This is a genomic window from Polaromonas sp. P1_E3, from assembly GCF_056405935.1.
This window is the reverse complement of the sequence record NZ_JBFUBD010000007.1, coordinates 37,059-55,098: the sequence shown is the minus strand read 5'-3', so window position 1 is coordinate 55,098 and position 18,040 is coordinate 37,059. Positions and strand designations below refer to the sequence as shown.

Below are 18,040 nucleotides of genomic sequence, written 5' to 3'. Positions count from 1 at the left end.
TGCCCCGAAGCGGGACGGGTTAAAAAAACAGAAATGGATGTGTCAGGCCGTGAGGCGCTGGCGGAACGACTGGACTTGCTGCGTCAGCGAAACCAGCTCGGGGACAGAACATTGGGTGGCGCTCATGATGCAGCCCGGAATCTTGGCGGCCCTGGCCTTGAGCTTGCGGCCCGCGGCCGTCAGCATGATGTGAACGCGGCGCTCGTCTTCCACCGCACGGATGCGCGAAACCAGCCCGGCCGATTCCATGCGCTTGAGCAGCGGTGTCAGCGTGCCCGAGTCCAGGTACAGACGTTCGCCAAGCTCCGAGACCGTCAGGCCGTCTTGTTCCCACAGCACCAGCATCGCGAGGTATTGCGGATAGGTGAGGCCCATCTCTTCAAGCAGGGGCTTGTACAGCTTGGTCATGGCCAAAGAGGTGGAATACAGCGCAAAACACAACTGGTTGTCCAGCTGCAGCATGGCGTCAGTGGCATTCGCGGTGTCGGTTTTGTTCGGCATGGGTTGAATTATAGCGAGCAATTGAATTGTGTGCAAGTTAATTGTTTCGGGATGTTCCGTCTGGCGTTTTTCAGGGGCTTTGTAGCGGGGCTGCCGGCAACGAGGGCGCGCCACTAAACTTGAGAGCATGCAAATCCCCCGTACCGCGCCCGCCGCAAAACCACCCAAGAGTGGCGGCAAGCCCGCGCCCGCTCCGCAAGTCATTGAAGAACTCCGCCCGGGCCAGTCGATCGAGCTGCTCAAGGAGCTGCACATCCTCACGCGTGAGGGCAAGCTCAACCAGGACACCCGGCGCAAGCTCAAACAGGTTTATCACCTGTACCAGTTCATTGAGCCCCTGCTCAATGAGGTGGCGGCAGAGAAAGCTGCCTTCACCCTGGCCGACCACGGCGCCGGCAAGTCCTACCTGGGCTTCATCCTGTATGACCTGTTTTTTAATGTCGCGCACCACGGCGAAAAAACTGCGGGCCATGTTTACGGCATTGAAACGCGCGCCGAGCTTGTCGAGAAGTCTCGCGCGCTGGCCCAGCGGCTGGGATTTGCGCGCATGTCGTTCCTGAACCTCTCGGTGCAGGAGGCCACCAATTCGGCCGAACTCCCGCCCACTGTGGACATCGTCACCGCCCTGCATGCCTGCGACACCGCCACCGATGACGCCATTGCTTTCGGCCTGGCCAAAAACGCCCGCCACATGGTGCTGGTGCCGTGCTGCCAGGCTGAAGTGGCTGGCGTGCTGAAGAAAAGCCGTGCGCTGTCGCTGTCCCGCACGCCGCTGGCCGAGCTCTGGCGGCACCCGTTGCACACGCGCGAATTCGGCAGCCAGATCACCAATGTGCTGCGCTGCCTGCAGCTCGAAGCCCATGGCTACCAGGTCACCGTGACCGAGCTCGTGGGCTGGGAGCATTCGATGAAGAATGAACTCATTCTTGCCAGCCGGCCCGCGCAGCCGCAGGCCGGCAAAACCCGTGCCGCCCAGACGCGTTTGCGTGAGGTGCTTGAGGAACTAGGCCTGGGTGAGCTGACCGCCCGTTTTGCGGTGCAAGCCGAGCCAGCCTAGAAGCCTAAAGCAGGGCGGGGGCTTCGCTGCGGCGTTCTGCCGCCAGCACGCGTATGGTGGCGATCAGCTGGTGTTGTGCTTCGCTGGGCACCATGTCGGCGCGCAGCGTCAACCCCACCAGCTCTTCGGTGCCCGCCATGCTGACGGGCAGGCGAACCAGCGTTCCCTTGTCCAGGTCCGGCCGCACGGCCCCCAGCGGCGCCAGCCAGACGGCGTCGCTTTGCAACGTGTAGCCGCGTGCGATGGACACCGACAGCGTTTCGACCAGGCGTACGGGCGGCGGCAGGCCGCGTGTGAGGAAAAAGCTGTCGGCGCTATGGCGTATGGCCGTGCCCTGCGTGGGCAATATCGTGGTGAAGCCCTGCAAGCCGGCCAGCGCATCCCCCTTGTGTTCTGCCTTGCGTCCGGCCTGCGCCAGCAAGGGGTGGCCGGGGCGTACCGCAAGCACCAGCGGATCTGCATACAGGTGTTCAAACGTCAGGCCCACCATGTGCGCCGGCTCGGCAAACCGTCCGATCACCAGGTCCAGCTCGCGTTGCCGCAGGCTGGCCAGCAGCGCGGGGTTGGCGCCGGTTTCGATGCGCAGGCTGGTGTGCGCCCCCGGCCCTGTTTGGGCCTCCTGCCGCGCCAGCAGCAAGGGCATCAGCCACGGCGCCACGGTGGGCAGCACACCGATGGCGATCACCGCGCTGCCCTGCCGCCGTGTCTGCGCGACGCTGGCGACGGCTTCGCGCAGCGCGCTCACGCTGGCGCCGGCATGCCGCATAAAGGCTTCGCCTTCGCGTGTGGGCACGGCGCCCTTGCGCCCGCGCTCAAACAGCCGCACCGCCAGCAGGCCCTCCAGTTCTTTCAGCGTTTTGGACACCGCGGGTTGCGTGATGGCCAGCACGTCGGCGGCTTTTTGCAGGCTGCCGTGCTGCGCCACCGCCAGGAAGCACTGCAGGTGCCGGTATTTGATGCGCTCATCGACCATGTGCCGATTTGACCATTTGGTTATGGATAAGTCGAGAAAATGTCAATATACATAACCATTGAGGCCGATTAAAGTCATGTCAGCGCAGAAAAGCGCGCCTGCTACAGGGCGCCAGCGCATGCAACCCCTGGAGACACGATGACCGCCGACCTGAACAACAGCTTTCTGGCCCCCCGCGACTGGACCAGCCATTCGCCCCATATTTATCCCGGCTACAAATCCACGCTGCTGCGCGGCCCCAAGCAGCCGCTGGTGCCCATCAAGCAGGCGCTCGCGCAACTCAACGCGCCGGTTTACGGCGCCGGGCAGTTCGGCCCGCTCGACAACGACCTGACCAAAAACGCCGTGATGAATGGCGACCCCCTCGGTGAACGCATCATCGTCACCGGCCGCGTGCTGGACGAGGACGGCCGCCCCGTGCGCAACACGCTGGTGGAAGTCTGGCAGGCCAACGCGGCAGGCCGTTACGTGCACAAGGTCGACCAGCACGACGCACCGCTGGACCCGAACTTCCTGGGCGCCGGCCGCTGCATGACGGACAACGAAGGCCGCTACAGCTTCAAGACCATCAAGCCCGGCGCGTACCCGTGGGGCAATCACCCCAACGCGTGGCGGCCGCAGCATATTCATTTCTCGCTGTTTGGCGATTACTTTGCCAGCCGCCTGGTCACGCAGATGTATTTCCCCGGTGACCCGCTGCTGGGCTACGACCCCATGTACATGGGCGCGCCCGAAAGCGTGCGCGAACTGATGGTTTCCAAATTCAGCCTCGACGTGACCCAGGCCGACTACGCGCTGGGCTATGTGTTCGACATCGTGTTGCGCGGCCCCAAAGCCACGCGTTTTGAATAAGCGGCAGGAAGACAACACCATGACGACTACAAGCCCACTTAAACAAACTCCTTCGCAGACTGTCGGCCCCTTCTTTGCCTACGGCCTTACGCCTACGCAATACGGCTACGACCTTAAAAGCCTGTTCACGCCCGTGCTGGCACAGCCCACCGCGAAAGGCGAGCACATCCGCATTACCGGCCAGGTGTTTGACGGCGCCGGCAATGCCGTGATGGACGCGATGGTCGAGATCGCCCAGCCCGACGGCAGCGGCCAGCCCATTGCTTCAGTGTCCGACGCCGAAGCGCGCGGCTTCACCGGCTTTGGCCGCTGCGGCACCGGCACTTTGCCGCAAAGCCACTACGAGTTCTTCACCGTCAAGCCCGGTGCCGCAGCGGGGCAGGCACCCTTCATCAACGTTTGCGTCACCATGCGCGGCCTCCTGGTGCACACCTTCACGCGTATCTACTTTGATGACGAGGTGGACGCCAATGCCAAAGACGCCGTGCTGGCCAGCGTGCCGGCCGAACGGCGCAACACGCTGGTTGCCCAGCGCAGCATGACGGGCGCCGGGCCGGTCTACCGCTTCGACATCCGCATGCAGGACAGCGCAGCCGGCAGGGAGACTGTGTTTTTCGATCTGTGATGGGGCGGATTAAGGGTCTCCCCTTAATGCTATCAATTAGATAGCTGGCTGCGCTTGTTCCTATTGGCCTGCAGCCTTCTTCCATATAAAAACTGCCCGAAAGGCGACAGCCTGCCGCCATGAAGGTTGTTACGCGCGTCGGTGTACAGGCGCGGCCCGCCCGCGCTATAAAACAGGCCATCACCTTCAAGAGGCCTGCCATGACCATTCACCTGGACCACTTCATCGTATCGGCGCGAGACAAGGTGGCTTCTGCCAAACTTCTGGCAGAGCTGCTCGGYGTTCCGTGGGCTGAAACCACCATCGGGCCCTTCTCAGCCGTCTACATCAACGAAGGCCTGACGCTGGACTTCATCGATACCGATGAAGAATTTCCTGTCGAGCACTTCTGCTTTCGCGTAAGCGACCAGGAGTTCGATGCCATCCTGGCGCGCATCCAGGCAGCCGGCATTGAATACCGCAGCTCGGTGCGCGGCCCCATGGACATGCAGGTCAGCACGTACCTTGGCGGCAAGGGCATCTACTGGAACGAGCCTGAGGGGCATCAGTGGGAGATGCTGACGGTAAGTTATGCGCGGCAGGCTCGCTGATGCTGTAAATGCAGTGCGAAGCGCGACAGATGCAGCAGGGGGGCGCATGAGCGGTGATAAACTGCCGCACCCAAAACAGGTGAGAAAACCACAAGCATGCCGAACTGCGACTTCTACGCTCTGAAGCCCGACCTGGAAATTGTTCTCGACTTTGTTTTTGAAAAAGCGGGTTGCCGTGTTTTTGAAAAATACTCGGAATATGGAAAAGCGTTGTCCGAGTTTCGATCCGTCGCTGAACTGAAAGGGCACCATCCGTTAGGTTACTGCCGCGGCAATTCACCCTCGGTTCTCTTGATGCTGTTGCCTGAATCTGCCGGTGAGCTTGTGGTGGAGCAGATACCCAAAGAGCTGATCCGTCCTGATGAGCCTGTGCGTTTTGCCGCCGGTGGGTGGGGCCTGATATCCCTGCAGCTGGGAGGCGAATCCCCAACGGGCATTGTTGCGTCCTGTACAAACCACAATTCCGAGAAACGCGCCATGAAGTGGCGTGAGACCTATGAAGATGTATATGGCCCCCCCTCAGCCTGGGATTGGGCTCTTGTGGAAAGTACCTCTCGCAGGATTAATTCTTTTATCCGGAAGGTTGGGGCTACCAAGCTAGGTGCACGACCGGTCTTGCCGGCAGCAGCGGCGTCGGGTATGTCGCTTGATACGTTATGACGCCGGGCGCTTCACCCATGTGACCATGGTGCCCTTACCCGCCCTGGCTTCGCCCGGAGCTCAGTCACCCTCGCCGTAATCATGGTCCGGGTGGTTGATGGTCCCCAGCTTCCAGTAGCCACGGCCCACAATGCTGCTGCGTTCCACACCCAGCTCCTCATTCAGCAACTGGCGTAGTCGGCGCATGGCCGCCGCCTCGCAGGCCAGGTAAATGCGCGTGCCGGGTGCGGGTGCGCCGGCTTTGCGCAACGCGGCTTCCAGTGCCTGGCCGGCCTTGTTGTTGTCGGCGCCACGGGCGACCCATTGGGCATTCACTTTGGCGGTGCTTTGCAGCGGGCGCTCTTCAGCTGCATCCACCACTTCGACAAGCACCTGAACTTGCGCGCTCGCGGGCAAGCTGGCCAGGATGGTTTCAAACGCGGGCAAGGCGCTGTCGTCACCGATCAAAAAATGCGCAGGCGCATCCCGCTGAACTTTGTAGCCAGGGCCGGGGCCCATCAGAAACAGCACCTGGCCCGGTTGCGCCTGGGCGGCCCAGGTAGATGCGGGGCCGTCGCCGTGCAACACAAAGTCGACATCGACCTCATGCATATCGTTGCGCACCGCCAGCGGTGTGTAAGTGCGCATGGACTTTGCCCGCGGGCCGTCGGGCAGCGGGCGGTCGGGCTCGGTCTGGCCCGGCTCTGGAAAGATCAGCTTCATGTAGCTGGCCGGGTCGGCCACCTCAAAGCCTTCCAGTTCGGCGCCCTGCAGCGTGATGCGGCGCATCAGCGGGCTCAGGGTCTGCACGCGGGTAACCTGCACGCGCCGCGGTGGACGGCGCTTGCGCGGTGCAGCCTCGGGCGAAGGGGATGCAGCTGTGGACTCTGGAGCAGCGGCCGGGTTGATGGGGGGCATGGTGTCTTTCAGGGCGGTGCTTCGCACCGCAAAGGTTAAGAGGGTTAAAGCTAATTGAGAATAATTATCATCTGATTGCAATGGGCTGGTGGTTTGCAGGGGGAAAGACTGGCATGCGTCCTACTTGGTGGCCAGATTTGCTGCAGTAGAGTCAGAACGAAGTCAAAAGCGAGCGCAAAAAAGACACGCGCAGGCTGGTCCCGGGTCCAGGGCCTTCGGCCTCTCGGCGTTCTACTTTCTGCATTCCCCTCCAATTGCCACTTCATCTCGCTTCCTCTCACTTGCCCTCACTTCATTCCGCGTATGGCCATCCCTGGAACTCCCGTTTCTCCCTTGACAACCGGGTCAGGCTGCAAGGCTGCGGCGAGCAAGGAGGCCACTGAATGAACCTCGCAGAACTCCTTTCCTGGGCGGACGACTCTTCGCTGCACGTGCTGCTGGCAGCCTGCGTCAGCGTTGCCCTGGCGCTGGTGGTGCACACCATCGGCGCGGCCGTTGTCCTGCGCCTGACGCGCTCCATGCCGGTGATGGCCAAAGTCGCCGAACAGTGCCGCTCCCCCGTGCAGGTGCTGCTGCCCCTGATTGCCCTGCAGGCGGTCTGGCATGGTGCGCCGGATACCTTTCCGCTGATCAGCGGCGTGCGCCACGCCAATGGCCTGTTGCTGCTGGCCGCGTTGACCTGGGCGGGCATGCGCGCGGCGCGCGGGGCCGCGATGGGCGTGATCAGCCTGCACCCGGTGGATGTGGAAGACAACCTCAACGCCCGCCGCATCCACACGCAGACCCGCATGCTGGCCCGCACCGCCATGTTCATCGTGCTGTTGACCGGCCTGGCCCTGATGCTGATGACCTTTCCGGGTGCCCGCCAGTTCGGCGCCAGCCTGCTGGCGTCGGCAGGCGTGGCGGGCCTGGTGATCGGTATGGCAGCCCGGCCCGTGTTCAGCAACCTGATCGCCGGGCTGCAACTGGCGCTGGCGCAGCCCATACGCCTTGACGACGTGCTCATCGTGCAGGGCGAATGGGGCCGGGTGGAGGAGATCACCGGCACCTATGTGGTGCTGAAAATCTGGGACGAGCGCCGGCTGATCATTCCGCTGCAGTGGTTCATCGAGAACCCGTTCCAGAACTGGACGCGCACCGGCGCGCAAATCATTGGCACTGTCTTTCTCTGGGTTGACTACCGCATGCCCCTGGCCCCGCTGCGCGAGACGGCGCGGCGCACCTGCGAGGAAGCGCCCGAGTGGGACAAGCGGCTGTGCCTGTTGCAGGTGGTGGAGTCAGGCGAGCGCAGCATGCAGCTGCGGGTGCTGGTAACGTCCGCCAACTCCAGCCTGAACTGGGACTTGCGCTGCAAGGTGCGCGAGGCGCTGGTGGACTTCATGCAGCGCGAATACCCGCAGCACCTGCCGCTGGTGCGTACGGAATCGGCCGAGTCGCGGCAGCTGGCGGAGCTGCCGGCGGGCGGAGCTCCTGCCGATCAGGCCGGCGAGATCAGGCGGCCTTGAGTTCGCTGGGCCGCTGGCGATCGGCCGCGCAGTGCATGAAGTCGTGGCTGTCAATCAGCGGAAAGCTTTTGGCGTCCGGCAACTGGTAGTGCCACCATTCGTTGGGGTGGTGCACAAAGCCCGCTTCCAGCATGACCGTGAGCAGCCGCATGCGGTTGACCTGTATGGCGACGGGGTGTGCCGGGTGAAAGTGATGGGACCCGTGCGTCATGGTGTCGACCGGCGTGCCCATGTCCAGCTCCTGCCCGTCGGGCCCCAGCAGCGTCACATCAAGCGCCACGCCCCGCGTGTGGTTGGAGCCCTTGGCCGGATCGGCGATGTAGGCGGGGTTGGGCGCCACGGCCCAAAGTGCCTCCTGCGCTTCCTGCGGCCTGAAGGCATCGAAAATCTTGAGCTGAAAGCCCATGCTTTTCGCGGCCGTGATGGCTTTGCGCAGGCCGGCGTCTGCCTGCGGATGCAAGAAGCAAAGCGGGCTGTCGTAAATCACCTGGCCGGTGAAGTTGTTGGTGCCTGCGTAGATCAGGTCGATCACCACACCATGGCTGGCTTCTGTGACGGGAACGAGTGGTGAAAGATTTTCCATGGGCAGGTATGTTTATAAAAAATAAGGCTGTAAGCCAATGGGGTCGTGCGCAAGCAGCTACCAAAAGTATAGCAACTGGCGGGTCTACTGGAACGCGACTTCCGAAAAGCTGCGCAGCTTGCGGCTGTGCAGCTGCGTGATGCCTTCGGCGCGCAGCAGCTCGATGGCGCGTATGCCAATGCGCAGGTGCTGGTCGACGCGCTCGCGGTAGAAGTGGTTGGCCATGCCGGGCAACTTGATCTCGCCGTGCAGCGGCTTGTCGCTCACGCACAGCAGGGTGCCGTAGGGCACGCGAAAGCGAAAACCATTGGCGGCAATCGTTGCGCTTTCCATGTCCAGCGCCACGGCGCGGCTCTGGCTGAAGCGGCGCTGCGGCTGGTTGCCCGGCAGCAGCTCCCAGTTGCGGTTGTCGGTGGATGCCACCGTGCCGGTGCGCATGATGCGCTTGAGGTCGGGGCCCACGGCGTGGGTCACGTCGGCCACGGCTTTTTCCAGCGCGACCTGGATTTCCGCCAGCGCCGGGATGGGCACCCACAGCGGCAGCTCTTCGTCCAGCACATGGTCTTCACGCACATAGCCGTGGGCCAGCACGTAGTCGCCCAGCTGCTGGCTGTTGCGCAGGCCGGCGCAGTGGCCCAGCATGATCCAGGCGTGCGGGCGCAGCACGGCGATGTGGTCGGTGATGTTTTTGGCATTGGCCGGGCCCACGCCGATGTTGACCATGGTGATGCCGGTGCGGTCGGCGCGCAGCAGGTGGTAGCCCGGCATCTGCGGCAGGCGCGGCGGTTGGACGCCGAGCTCATCGCCGGACTCGGCGGGCAGGCCGGTGCGCCGGGTCACCACATTGCCGGGCTCGATGAAGGCGGTGTATTCGCTGTGGGGGTCGGCCATGGCTTCATGGCCCAGGCGCACGAATTCGTCAATGTAGAACTGGTAGTTGGTGAACAGTACGAAGTTCTGGAACCAGTGCGGAGAGGTGCCCGTGTAGTGGCGCAGCCGCTGCAGCGAATAGTCGACGCGCGCCGCCGTGAAGAGCGACAGCGGCTGCGGCTCGCCGGGCAGGGGTTCGTAGGTGCCGTTGGCAATGCCGTCGTCCATGGCGGCCAGGTCGGGCAGGTCGAACACATCGCGCATCAGCATGCGGCGCGCCGCATCCATGTTGCCTTCGATGTGGTCGTTCTCGGCAAACGAGAAATGGATCGGGATGGGCTGCGTGCTGGTGCCGATTTCCAGTTCCACGTCGTGGTTCTGCATCAGCAGGCGGAACTGCTCCAGGTAGTAGTTGCCGTAAAGGTCAGGCCGGGTCAGCGTGGTCTCAAAACGGCCGGGGCCGGCCACAAAACCAAAGCTCAGCTGCGAGATGTCGGGTGTTTCCAGGATGGCCCGGGCCACCGTGTCGGTGTGGATGCGTACGAAGGGGTAACACGCGCGGACGTGGCCGGGCAGGGTCTCGCCGGCCACATAGCGCTGCATCGCATCGCGCAGGTGGGAAATCTGCTGGTCATAAATGGCGCGCACTTGCGCCAGTGCGGCGGCTGGGTCCCGGTAGCGGGTGGGGGCAATGAAGGGCGGCAGGTAGGGCATCAAAAACCTTGTTTTTATGGCGAGGGATGAAGCGGGTGTCTGCGCAAAGCGTAGCACCGTATGGCTACACATCATTGTGCGGCAAGCGCCACGCACACCCTAGAATGCCCGGATGAAACACCACAAACCCTTGGGGTACCTGCACGCGCTGGCGGTCTTGCTGGGCGCCCTGTGCCTGCAGGCGGCCCAGGCGCAAGCCCCGGCGCCGGGCCGCGCCCCGCAGGCACCGGCCGCCGCACCGGCACAGATCTCCCGCGACGCGCAGCGCGCCTACGAAACCACACGCGACAAACTGGTGCAGATCCGCACCCTGCTGCGCAATTCCAACACACAGGCCAGCGTGGGTTCGGGGTTTTTTGTCTCGGCCAACGGGCTCATCATCACCAACTTCCATGTGGCCAGCCAGCTGGCCCTGGAGCCCGAGCGCTACCGCGGCGTTTACGTGCCGGTGGACGGCAAGGAAGCCGAAGTCGAGTTGCTGGCCTTTGACGTGCGCAACGACCTGGCCCTGCTGCGCGTGAAGACGCCGGCCACCGGCATGCCGCAGCTGGCTTTTCGGGGCGCCGACAGGCCCCTGGCGCGGGGCGAACGCATTTATTCACTGGGCAATCCGCTGGACATCGGTTTTGCCGTGACGGAGGGCACCTACAACGGCCTGGTGCAGCGCAGCTTTTACCCGCGCATCTTTTTCGGCGGTGCACTCAACCCCGGCATGAGCGGCGGCCCCGCGCTGGACGACGCCGGCCAGGTGGTCGGTGTCAACGTGTCCAAGCGGCTGGACGGCGACCTGTTGAGTTTCCTGATTCCCGCCGAATTCGCCCAGGCATTGTTGGCAAAGGCCGCTTCGGCCAAGCCCATTACCAAACCGGCGCATGCCGAGGTCGCGCGCCAGCTGGGCGAGCACCAGGCACTGCTGACGCAAAAGTTCACCGCGGTGCCGCTCACCGCGCAAAAACACGGCGGCTACAGCGTGCCCGTGCCCGATGACGCGCTGGCCCGCTGCTGGGGCCGCGGTCGCGAGCCTGACTTCAAGGCCTTCGACCTGGAGCGCACCGACTGCCAGATCGACAGCCATGTGTTCGCGGGCGACTTCAACACCGGCTACATCCGCCTGCGCTACGAAGCCTACAACGCGCCCAAGCTGGGCCCTTTGCGTTTCGCCGTCATGTATTCGCAAAGCTTCGGCAATGAGTACTTCTCTACCCGGGGTTCGCGCAAGGCCACGCCGGCCGAGTGCTCGGAACGCTTCGTCGAAACGGGCGGCATGCCCATGCGCGCCGTGGTGTGCATGAGTGCTTACCGCAAGCTGCCGGGCCTGTATGACGTGTCGGTGCTGACCATGTCCGTCAACCAGTCCACCCGCGGTGTGCAGGGGCGAATGGACGCGCAGGGCGTGAGCTTTGACAACGGCCTCAAGCTGGTCGCGCATTACCTGGGCGGTTTTAAATGGGAGGCCGCACCATGAGCGCCGGCAATCTCGCCTTGCTGCAGGCTACCGACCGCAATGGCGCGCTGGTGGGCCGCCTTGACGTGCGCCACTGGCCCGTGACTGTGGGCCGCGCGCTCACAGCCGACCTGGTGCTGGATGACAGCCATGTGGCGGCTGAACATTTGCGCATAGACCGCACGCCGGAAGGTGAAGTGACCGTGGAGGTGCTGGACACGGCCAATGGCGTGGCGCTGAACCGCGCGCAGCATGCCCGAAACACGCAGTTCAGCTGGCCCGCCGGAGAGGCCCTGACCCTGGGCCGGCTGAAACTGGGCCTGCGTCTGGCGGAAGCGCCGGTGCCTGCGGAAGAGCCCCTGCCGCACTTTCCGTGGCGCACCACCGGCTGGACCCTGCTGGCGCTGGCAGCCATGCTGGCGCTGGTAGTGGGGCAATCGTGGCTGACCTTGACCGAGCCGTCGCAGCTGGCGCGGCAATTGCCCGGGCTGATGGCGATGGTGGCCATGGCGATTACCGTGTGGGCGGGGCTGTGGGCCCTGGCCACCAAGCTTTTTACCGGCCACCTGCAGTTCTGGCGCCATGTCCGGATTGCCTGCACAAGTTCGGTGGCGATACAGCTGGTGGCCACGCTGGCCGGCCTGCTGGCTTTCATGTTCTCGCTCGAAAGCCTTGCACGTTTTGAGACGCCGCTGCTCTTGCTGGGTGCGGCCGCTGCCATCTATGTGCACCTGACGGTCATCGTGCCGCAGCGCCGCCGCGGGCTCGCGGGCCTGGTGGCCGGCGTGGCCGTGCTGGGCATCGTCGCCATGCTGGGCACCAACTGGCTGCAGAACAAGCGGCTGTCCAACAAGCTCTACATGTCCACCCTCTACCCGCCGTCCCTGCGCATGGCGCCGGCGGTGCCCCTGGCGCAGTTCCTGGGGGAAGCCGGCACCATCCGCCAGCGTCTGGACGAACGCCTGAAAGACCGCGAGCCGGATTCAGATACGCCTGACGATCCTGACACTGACTGACATGTCATGGCCGCCAGCGCATCGGGTTGTCGCAGATCCTGCACTGAACTGGCCGTGAAATGCGTTGCTAGTCCTTGACCGGTTCGCGCATGGTCACGAACTCCTCGGCGACGGTTGGGTGGATGCCGATGGTGCTGTCAAAAATCGCCTTGGTCGCGCCGGCTTTCATGGCCACGGCAAAGCCCTGCACGATTTCGCCGGCGTCCGGCCCCACCATGTGCAGGCCGACCACGCGGTCGGTGGCGTCTTCAACCAGCAGCTTCATGAGCGTGCGTTCGGTGCTGCCGCTCAGCGTGTGCTTGAGGGCCTTGAAGTCGGCGCGGAACACCGTGACCTTGCCGAACTTCGCGCGCGCGTCGGCCTCTGAATAGCCCACGGTGCCGATGTTGGGGTGGGTGAAGACAGCGGTCGGCACAAATTCATAACTCATGCTGCGCGGCTTCTTGCCGGCGGCCGGCCCGAAGAGCTGGTCCACCACCACCATGGCTTCGCCCAGCGCCACGGGTGTCAGCTGCATGCGCGCCGTCACGTCGCCCAGCGCATAGATGGACGGCACCGAGGTCTGGTAGTGCGCATTGACCTGGATCGCACCGGCCGCGTTGACGGCCACGCCGGCGGCTTCAAGGCCGATGCCATTCGCATTGGGAATCCGGCCCGTGGCGTAGAGCACGGTGTCCACCTCCAGGCTGCCGCCGTCCTTGAGCGTCACCTGCAGGCCCGAGCCGGTTTTGGCAATGGCGGAAACCTCCGCCCCCAGCTTCAGGGTGATGCCGGTCTTGGCCATCTCGGCAGCAACAAAGCGCCGCACATCGTCGTCGAACCCCGTGAGCAGCATGTCGCGGCGATGCACCTGGGTGACCTGTGAGCCCAGCCCGTTGAAGATCGAGGCGAATTCGCAGGCGATGTAACCGCCGCCCACCACCAGCAGGCGCTTCGGGAAGGGGTTGAGGTCGAACATGTGGTCGGAAGTCACCACATGCTCGCGTCCCGGAAGGGCTGGCACCGTGGCGGTGCCGCCTGTGGAGATCAGGATGTGTCTGGCCGTGAATTTTTTGTCATCGACCTCGACGGTGTGCGCGTCCACCAGCCGGGCCCAGCCGGTGATGATCTTCACGCCAGCGCTTTCAAGCAGCTGCAGGTAGATACCGTTGAGCCGCGAAATCTCGCGGGCACGGTTGGCCTTGAGCGTGTCCCAGTTGAACACTGGCGCCTCACCGGCCCAGCCGAAACCGCGCGACTCTTCAAAGCTGTCCCCGTAGTGAGCGGCATAGCTGTAGAGTTTTTTGGGAATGCAGCCCACGTTCACGCAGGTGCCGCCCATGGCCGCGAACTCGGCAAGGCCCACGCGCGCTCCGCGCTGGGCCGACATGCGCGCGGCGCGCACACCACCGCTGCCGCCGCCGATCACAAAAAGGTCGAAGTCAAAAGTTTGCATGCGCTGTCCTTGTTCTGCTGTTTACTGCCTGCTGGCCGTTGTTCTTTTTCGGGTGCCTGGATCCCGGTCCTCAAGACTGGAATTCCCGGAGCTCTTTTTTCATCCACTCAATGAACACCCGCGTGCGCATGGGCAGCAGCCGGGCGTGCGGGTAAACAATGTTGATCGGCCGGGGCGGCGGCTCGAAATCCTCCAGCACGGTGCGCAATTGTTTGTTCTTTAAAAACGGCGCCACCTGGTAGGACAAAAACGAACCGAATCCCGCACCCGCCGCGCAGGCCGCCACGGCCGGTGCGATCTGGTTGAACTCCAGATTACCACTGACGGCAAGCCGAAGCGGCCGGCCCTGGTCCATGAACGGGCCCCATGTGGGGGCATGGTCCGTCAGTCGCACGCAGTTGGCCTTGAGCAGGTCCTTGGGGTGTTTGGGTACACCGTGGCGGCGAACCCAGGCCGGGCTGGCCACCACGAGGCGGCGTATGTGGCCCACGTTCTGCGCCACCAGGCTGGAGTCTTCGGGCTCGCCGATGCGTATGCCCACATCGATGCCTTCCTCAAGCAGGTTGACCACGCGGTCCAGCAGCACCATGGAGCAGTGCATCTTCTCGTACTGCTGCACAAAGCGGGTGACGGCCGGCGCCACATGCATCTGGCCGAACAGCATGGGGGCGGTAATGGTCAGGTGGCCCGCAGGTTCGGCTGCATCGGCGGTCAGTGCCGCTTCAGCGTCTGCAAGTGTGGACAGGACTTGCCGGCAGCTTTCGAGGTGGCGCCGGCCTTCCTCGGTCAGTGAGATGCGGCGCGTCGTGCGGTTGAAGAGGCGCACGCCCAGCTGTGCCTCAAAGCCGGCCAGCGTGCGCACCATCGCCGGCAATGAAGATTCCATGACCTGGGCGGCGGCGGTGAGGCTGCCTTGTTCGGCAATGTGGATAAAGGCCTGCATGGCCCGGAGTTTGTCCATGGCGACATGCTACGCCTGTTTCGGAGATTCATCCATTTAACGGATTAGTTAAATGCCTTCAGAGCCATTTATTCAGAATAACGGTTCAAACAGAATCCAGTTCCGAAAGCAAGATTTTTCAACCTGTCGAAAGCCCACCATGAGCACACCCGCCGCCAAAGCCCAGCCCGCCCAGCCCATACGCCTGTACCGCGTCGCCATCTCGGGCCATTCGCACCGGGTGGAACTGTTTCTCTCGCTGCTGGGCCTGCCCTTTGAGCGCATCGAGATCGACCTGGCCACCAAAGGACACAAGACGCCGGCCTTCCTGGCCATGAACGCTTTCGGCCAGGTGCCGGTGATCCAGGACGGTGAAGTCACGCTGGCTGATTCCAACGCCATCCTGGTCTACCTCAACGCACGCTACGCACCGGATGCCGAGCAGTGGCTGCCGCGCGACCCGCTGGCCGCCGCCGCGGTGCAGCGTTGGCTGTCAGTCGCGGCCGGGCAGCTTGCCTATGGCCCGGCCGCGGCGCGCGTCATCCAGCTGTTCAAGCGGCCGGAAAGCCCCGAAGCCATCGAGCGCGCGCATGCCCTGTTCGCGGTGATGGAGCAGCAACTGGGCCAGTCAGCTTTTCTCGCGGGCAGCACCCCCACGCTGGCCGACATCGCCAACTACAGCTATTCGGCCCATGCGCCCGAAGGCAAGGTTTCGCTGGAAGCCTACCCGCGCATACGCGCCTGGCTGGCCCGCATCGAGGCCTTGCCGCGCTTTGTGCCCATGGTCAGGACGCCGATAGGGCTGGCCGCATGAGCGCTGCCACTTTCCACGAAGGCGAGCGCGCCGCGCAAGCGCGCGTGGGCGCGGCCGTGCGCGCGCGCATGGCGGAGATCGGCCCGCGCGTGATCCGCGACTTCATGCCCGACCAGCACCGCGAGTTTTTTGAGCAGCTGCCTTTTGTGGTCGCCGGTACGGTGGACGCGAGCGGCCAGCCCTGGGCCTCAGTGCTGGCCCAGCCGCCGGGCTTTATCCATTCGCCCGATGCGCACCATCTGCTGTTGCGCGCCCAGCCGCTCGCGGGCGACCCTCTGCAAGAGACCTTGGGCGATGGGGCGCCGATAGGTCTGCTGGGCATCGAGCCGCACACGCGCAGGCGCAACCGCATGAACGGCATCATTCGCGGCGCCAATGCCTCGGGTTTCGCGGTGGAACTGAGCCAGAGCTTTGGCAACTGCCCCAAGTACATCCAGGCGCGCGAGCCGGTCTATGTGGACCGTCCCGCATCCGCGAATGGGCCGGTGGTGCATGAGTCGGCGCAGCTGAACGACGCGGCGCGCCGCATGATTGAACAGGCCGACACGCTGTTCATCGCCACCGCTTATGCAGGTGACGGTGAGCAAGCCGGCCGCGCCGGTGGCGTCGACGTCTCGCACCGCGGCGGCAAGCCCGGTTTTGTTCGCGTGGAGGGAGGCGGCTTGTTGACCGTGCCCGACTTTGTCGGCAACTACTTTTTCAACACCCTGGGCAACCTCGTGGTCAACCCGCGCGCTGGGCTGCTGTTCATTGACTTCGACACCGGCGATCTGCTGTACCTGGCCGTCACGGCCGACATCATCTGGGATGGGCCCGAGGTGGATTCCTTTGCTGGGGCGCAGCGCCTCATGCGCCTGAAGGTGCAATCGATGAGGCTGGTGGAGGATTCGCTGCCTTTGCGCTGGGGTGAGGCGGAACTCTCGCCCGTGCTTGAGGCGACGGGCACCTGGGCCTAGCCTATCGCTTCGAGCGCGAGTTCGCGCTCCAGCCAGGCGCGAAACTTCTGCACCGCGGGCCGCTCTGCGCTGTGGGCAGAGGTCACGATGCGGTAGCCCAAACCGGCGACCGTCTCGCCGGGCAATACGACCGTGAGCTGGCCGCTGCGCAGTAGCGGCAACACCAGCGGCGTGCGTCCGATGGCAATGCCGCCGCCCTGCACGGCGGCGGTCAGCACATGCTCGTACTGTGAAAAATAAAGGCAAGGCTGCTGGGCCGATTGCTTGAGGCCCAGGCGCCCGTACCAGGCTGGCCACGACATCCACGGAAAGCGTGTGGCCGGGTCGTAATACACCAGCAAGGGCGTGCGCAAGATGGCTTCAGCCGTTTTGATGCGTGCTGCAACGTCCGGCGCCGCCACCAACAGAGCCTGCTCCTGCAGCAGCGGGGGCGGGCCTTCGGTGCCGGGCTGCCAGGGGCTTAGCCGCACGGCCAGGTCCAGGCCCTCGCGCTCCAGGTTCGCCCGCGCTTCCGTAGCGTCAACGCGCACGTCGATGGCCGGTTCAAGTTGCTGGAACTGCGCGAGCTTGGGTGCCAGCCACAGTGCGGCGAAGGACGGTGTGGTGCTGACCGATACCGACGTCCTGTCCAGCGCCAGCAGGCGGTCTACGGCCGAGGCCAGTTGGGCCAGCGACGCGCGGGCCGCTTCAAAGAGCTGGCGCCCTTCGGGTGTGAGGCTCAGGCCCTTGCCGCCGCGCAGGAACAGCGCCACGCCCAGCGCATCTTCCAGGCTTTTGACCTGTTTGCTCACGGCGGATTGCGTGATGCACAGCTCTTCGGCGGCAGCTGTGAAGCTCAGGTGCCGCGCGGCGGATTCGAAGCCGCGGATGGCATCAAGCGACATGGCGCGCAAGGCGCTGGTGGAAGGGCTGTTCAGCATGGCATGAATGATTGGAATACCCCGTATGACAAAGCATCCGGCCGCGCGGACCGGTTCCAAAGAAGAATCAAACCACACTTCCCAGGAGTCCGCCATGCATGTCCCACAAACCCTGCAAACCCCGATGAGGCTCGGGTCCATCCCGAAACCGATGCGCCTGCCGCGCGGCCAGATGCTGGCTTGCACCGGCGGTTGCCTCTGGATCACCAGCGATGCGCTGGCCGGCCGGCGCGACAGCGACATCGTGCTGGAAAGCGGCCAGTCCTTTGTCACGCCGCAAGCTGCCATCTACTTTGTGGGCGCCCCGCGCGGTTGCGGCGTCCTGTCCCTCCCATGATGACCGTTTTCACCACATTCACTCTGCCCAAGCCCCTCACTCTCGAGGAAGCTCGCAGCATCTTTCTGGGTACCGCGCCAAAATACCAGGACGTGCAAGGTTTGTTTCGCAAGACCTACGTGCTCTCGCTGGACGGGCTCACGGCAGGTGGCGTCTATCTGTGGAATTCGCGCGCAGAGGCCGAGGCCATGTACACAGCATCATGGCGAGCATTCGTTCGGGAGAAGTACGGCACGGAGCCAACCGTCACCTATTTCGAAAGCCCGGTGGTGGTCGATAACGTCACGGGGCAGATCCTTGGCGGCAAAGACCATGGGCCGCAAATGTAGCCATGTTCAGGCTGCTGAAGGC

20 protein-coding genes are annotated in these 18,040 nt (G+C 64.0%); 12 read left to right on the top strand and 8 right to left on the bottom strand.

Annotated features, from left to right (window positions below):
* Positions 1-42: 42 nt before the first annotated feature.
* Positions 43-501, bottom strand: a complete 459-nt coding sequence (locus AC1D0Z_RS02990; protein WP_477656755.1) for a MarR family winged helix-turn-helix transcriptional regulator — start codon at positions 499-501, stop codon at positions 43-45.
* A 127-nt stretch (positions 502-628) separates the two neighbouring features.
* Between AC1D0Z_RS02990 and AC1D0Z_RS02985 the strand changes: the two genes are divergently transcribed.
* Positions 629-1,558, top strand: coding sequence for a class I SAM-dependent methyltransferase (locus tag AC1D0Z_RS02985; protein WP_477656754.1), 930 nt, complete (start codon positions 629-631; stop codon positions 1,556-1,558).
* A gap of 4 nt (positions 1,559-1,562) precedes the next feature.
* On the opposite strand, the gene pcaQ is transcribed toward AC1D0Z_RS02985, so the two are convergent.
* Positions 1,563-2,531: a pca operon transcription factor PcaQ gene (gene pcaQ, locus AC1D0Z_RS02980; RefSeq protein WP_477656753.1), complete on the bottom strand. Its 969-nt coding sequence runs from the start codon at positions 2,529-2,531 to the stop codon at positions 1,563-1,565.
* A gap of 138 nt (positions 2,532-2,669) precedes the next feature.
* On the opposite strand from pcaQ, the gene pcaH reads away from it, so the two are divergent.
* From pcaH to AC1D0Z_RS02960, 4 genes are all read left to right on the top strand, one after another.
* Complete coding sequence (gene pcaH, locus AC1D0Z_RS02975; protein ID WP_477656752.1) at positions 2,670-3,383, top strand: protocatechuate 3,4-dioxygenase subunit beta; 714 nt, start codon at positions 2,670-2,672, stop codon at positions 3,381-3,383.
* A 19-nt stretch (positions 3,384-3,402) separates the two neighbouring features.
* On the top strand, positions 3,403-4,008 hold the full coding sequence (pcaG, locus tag AC1D0Z_RS02970) for a protocatechuate 3,4-dioxygenase subunit alpha (protein ID WP_477656751.1): 606 nt from the start codon (positions 3,403-3,405) through the stop codon (positions 4,006-4,008).
* 200 nt (positions 4,009-4,208) lie between these two features.
* A complete protein-coding gene (locus tag AC1D0Z_RS02965; protein WP_477656750.1) occupies positions 4,209-4,598 on the top strand; it encodes a VOC family protein in 390 nt (129 codons plus the stop codon).
* Between the two features lie 96 nt (positions 4,599-4,694).
* Positions 4,695-5,258, top strand: coding sequence for a hypothetical protein (locus tag AC1D0Z_RS02960; protein WP_477656749.1), 564 nt, complete (start codon positions 4,695-4,697; stop codon positions 5,256-5,258).
* Between the two features lie 60 nt (positions 5,259-5,318).
* On the opposite strand, the gene AC1D0Z_RS02955 is transcribed toward AC1D0Z_RS02960, so the two are convergent.
* Positions 5,319-6,155 carry a siderophore-interacting protein gene (locus AC1D0Z_RS02955; protein WP_477656748.1) on the bottom strand — a complete coding sequence of 279 codons (837 nt, stop codon included), beginning with the start codon at positions 6,153-6,155 and terminating at the stop codon, positions 5,319-5,321.
* 383 nt (positions 6,156-6,538) lie between these two features.
* Here AC1D0Z_RS02955 and AC1D0Z_RS02950 point away from each other — a divergent pair, with 383 nt between their 5' ends.
* On the top strand, positions 6,539-7,660 hold the full coding sequence (locus AC1D0Z_RS02950) for a mechanosensitive ion channel family protein (RefSeq protein WP_477656747.1): 1,122 nt from the start codon (positions 6,539-6,541) through the stop codon (positions 7,658-7,660).
* Here AC1D0Z_RS02950 and ddpX read toward each other — a convergent pair.
* Both ddpX and AC1D0Z_RS02940 read right to left on the bottom strand, forming a co-directional pair.
* Positions 7,647-8,243 carry a D-alanyl-D-alanine dipeptidase gene (gene ddpX, locus AC1D0Z_RS02945; protein WP_477656746.1) on the bottom strand — a complete coding sequence of 199 codons (597 nt, stop codon included), beginning with the start codon at positions 8,241-8,243 and terminating at the stop codon, positions 7,647-7,649. The two genes, AC1D0Z_RS02950 and ddpX, sit on opposite strands and share 14 nt — an antisense overlap.
* Before the next feature lie 84 nt (positions 8,244-8,327).
* Positions 8,328-9,827: an AMP nucleosidase gene (locus AC1D0Z_RS02940; RefSeq protein ID WP_477656745.1), complete on the bottom strand. Its 1,500-nt coding sequence runs from the start codon at positions 9,825-9,827 to the stop codon at positions 8,328-8,330.
* A gap of 112 nt (positions 9,828-9,939) precedes the next feature.
* On the opposite strand from AC1D0Z_RS02940, the gene AC1D0Z_RS02935 reads away from it, so the two are divergent.
* Both AC1D0Z_RS02935 and AC1D0Z_RS02930 read left to right on the top strand, forming a co-directional pair.
* On the top strand, positions 9,940-11,292 hold the full coding sequence (locus tag AC1D0Z_RS02935; protein ID WP_477656744.1) for a S1 family peptidase: 1,353 nt from the start codon (positions 9,940-9,942) through the stop codon (positions 11,290-11,292).
* Positions 11,289-12,287: an FHA domain-containing protein gene (locus AC1D0Z_RS02930; RefSeq protein WP_477656743.1), complete on the top strand. Its 999-nt coding sequence runs from the start codon at positions 11,289-11,291 to the stop codon at positions 12,285-12,287. Before AC1D0Z_RS02935 ends, AC1D0Z_RS02930 begins: the two co-directional genes overlap by 4 nt.
* Positions 12,288-12,354: 67 nt before the next feature.
* Here AC1D0Z_RS02930 and gorA read toward each other — a convergent pair whose 3' ends face one another.
* Entirely contained in the window at positions 12,355-13,722 is a 1,368-nt protein-coding gene (gene gorA / locus AC1D0Z_RS02925; RefSeq protein WP_477656742.1) for a glutathione-disulfide reductase, read from the bottom strand.
* A 70-nt stretch (positions 13,723-13,792) separates the two neighbouring features.
* Positions 13,793-14,683, bottom strand: coding sequence for a LysR family transcriptional regulator (locus AC1D0Z_RS02920; RefSeq protein WP_477656741.1), 891 nt, complete (start codon positions 14,681-14,683; stop codon positions 13,793-13,795).
* Between the two features lie 139 nt (positions 14,684-14,822).
* Here AC1D0Z_RS02920 and AC1D0Z_RS02915 point away from each other — a divergent pair, with 139 nt between their 5' ends.
* Together AC1D0Z_RS02915 and AC1D0Z_RS02910 are read left to right on the top strand one after the other, a co-directional pair.
* Positions 14,823-15,476 carry a glutathione S-transferase family protein gene (locus AC1D0Z_RS02915; protein ID WP_436156850.1) on the top strand — a complete coding sequence of 218 codons (654 nt, stop codon included), beginning with the start codon at positions 14,823-14,825 and terminating at the stop codon, positions 15,474-15,476.
* Complete coding sequence (locus AC1D0Z_RS02910; protein ID WP_477656740.1) at positions 15,473-16,432, top strand: flavin-nucleotide-binding protein; 960 nt, start codon at positions 15,473-15,475, stop codon at positions 16,430-16,432. Before AC1D0Z_RS02915 ends, AC1D0Z_RS02910 begins: the two co-directional genes overlap by 4 nt.
* Here AC1D0Z_RS02910 and AC1D0Z_RS02905 read toward each other — a convergent pair.
* Positions 16,429-17,352, bottom strand: a complete 924-nt coding sequence (locus AC1D0Z_RS02905) for a LysR substrate-binding domain-containing protein (protein WP_477656739.1) — start codon at positions 17,350-17,352, stop codon at positions 16,429-16,431. The two genes, AC1D0Z_RS02910 and AC1D0Z_RS02905, sit on opposite strands and share 4 nt — an antisense overlap.
* A gap of 94 nt (positions 17,353-17,446) precedes the next feature.
* Here AC1D0Z_RS02905 and AC1D0Z_RS02900 point away from each other — a divergent pair, with 94 nt between their 5' ends.
* Both AC1D0Z_RS02900 and AC1D0Z_RS02895 read left to right on the top strand, forming a co-directional pair.
* A complete protein-coding gene (locus tag AC1D0Z_RS02900; protein ID WP_477656738.1) occupies positions 17,447-17,689 on the top strand; it encodes a DUF2917 domain-containing protein in 243 nt (80 codons plus the stop codon).
* Positions 17,689-18,018 carry a hypothetical protein gene (locus tag AC1D0Z_RS02895; protein ID WP_477656737.1) on the top strand — a complete coding sequence of 110 codons (330 nt, stop codon included), beginning with the start codon at positions 17,689-17,691 and terminating at the stop codon, positions 18,016-18,018. The genes AC1D0Z_RS02900 and AC1D0Z_RS02895 overlap by 1 nt, the downstream gene beginning before the upstream one ends.
* The last annotated feature ends 22 nt before the right edge of the window (positions 18,019-18,040 follow it).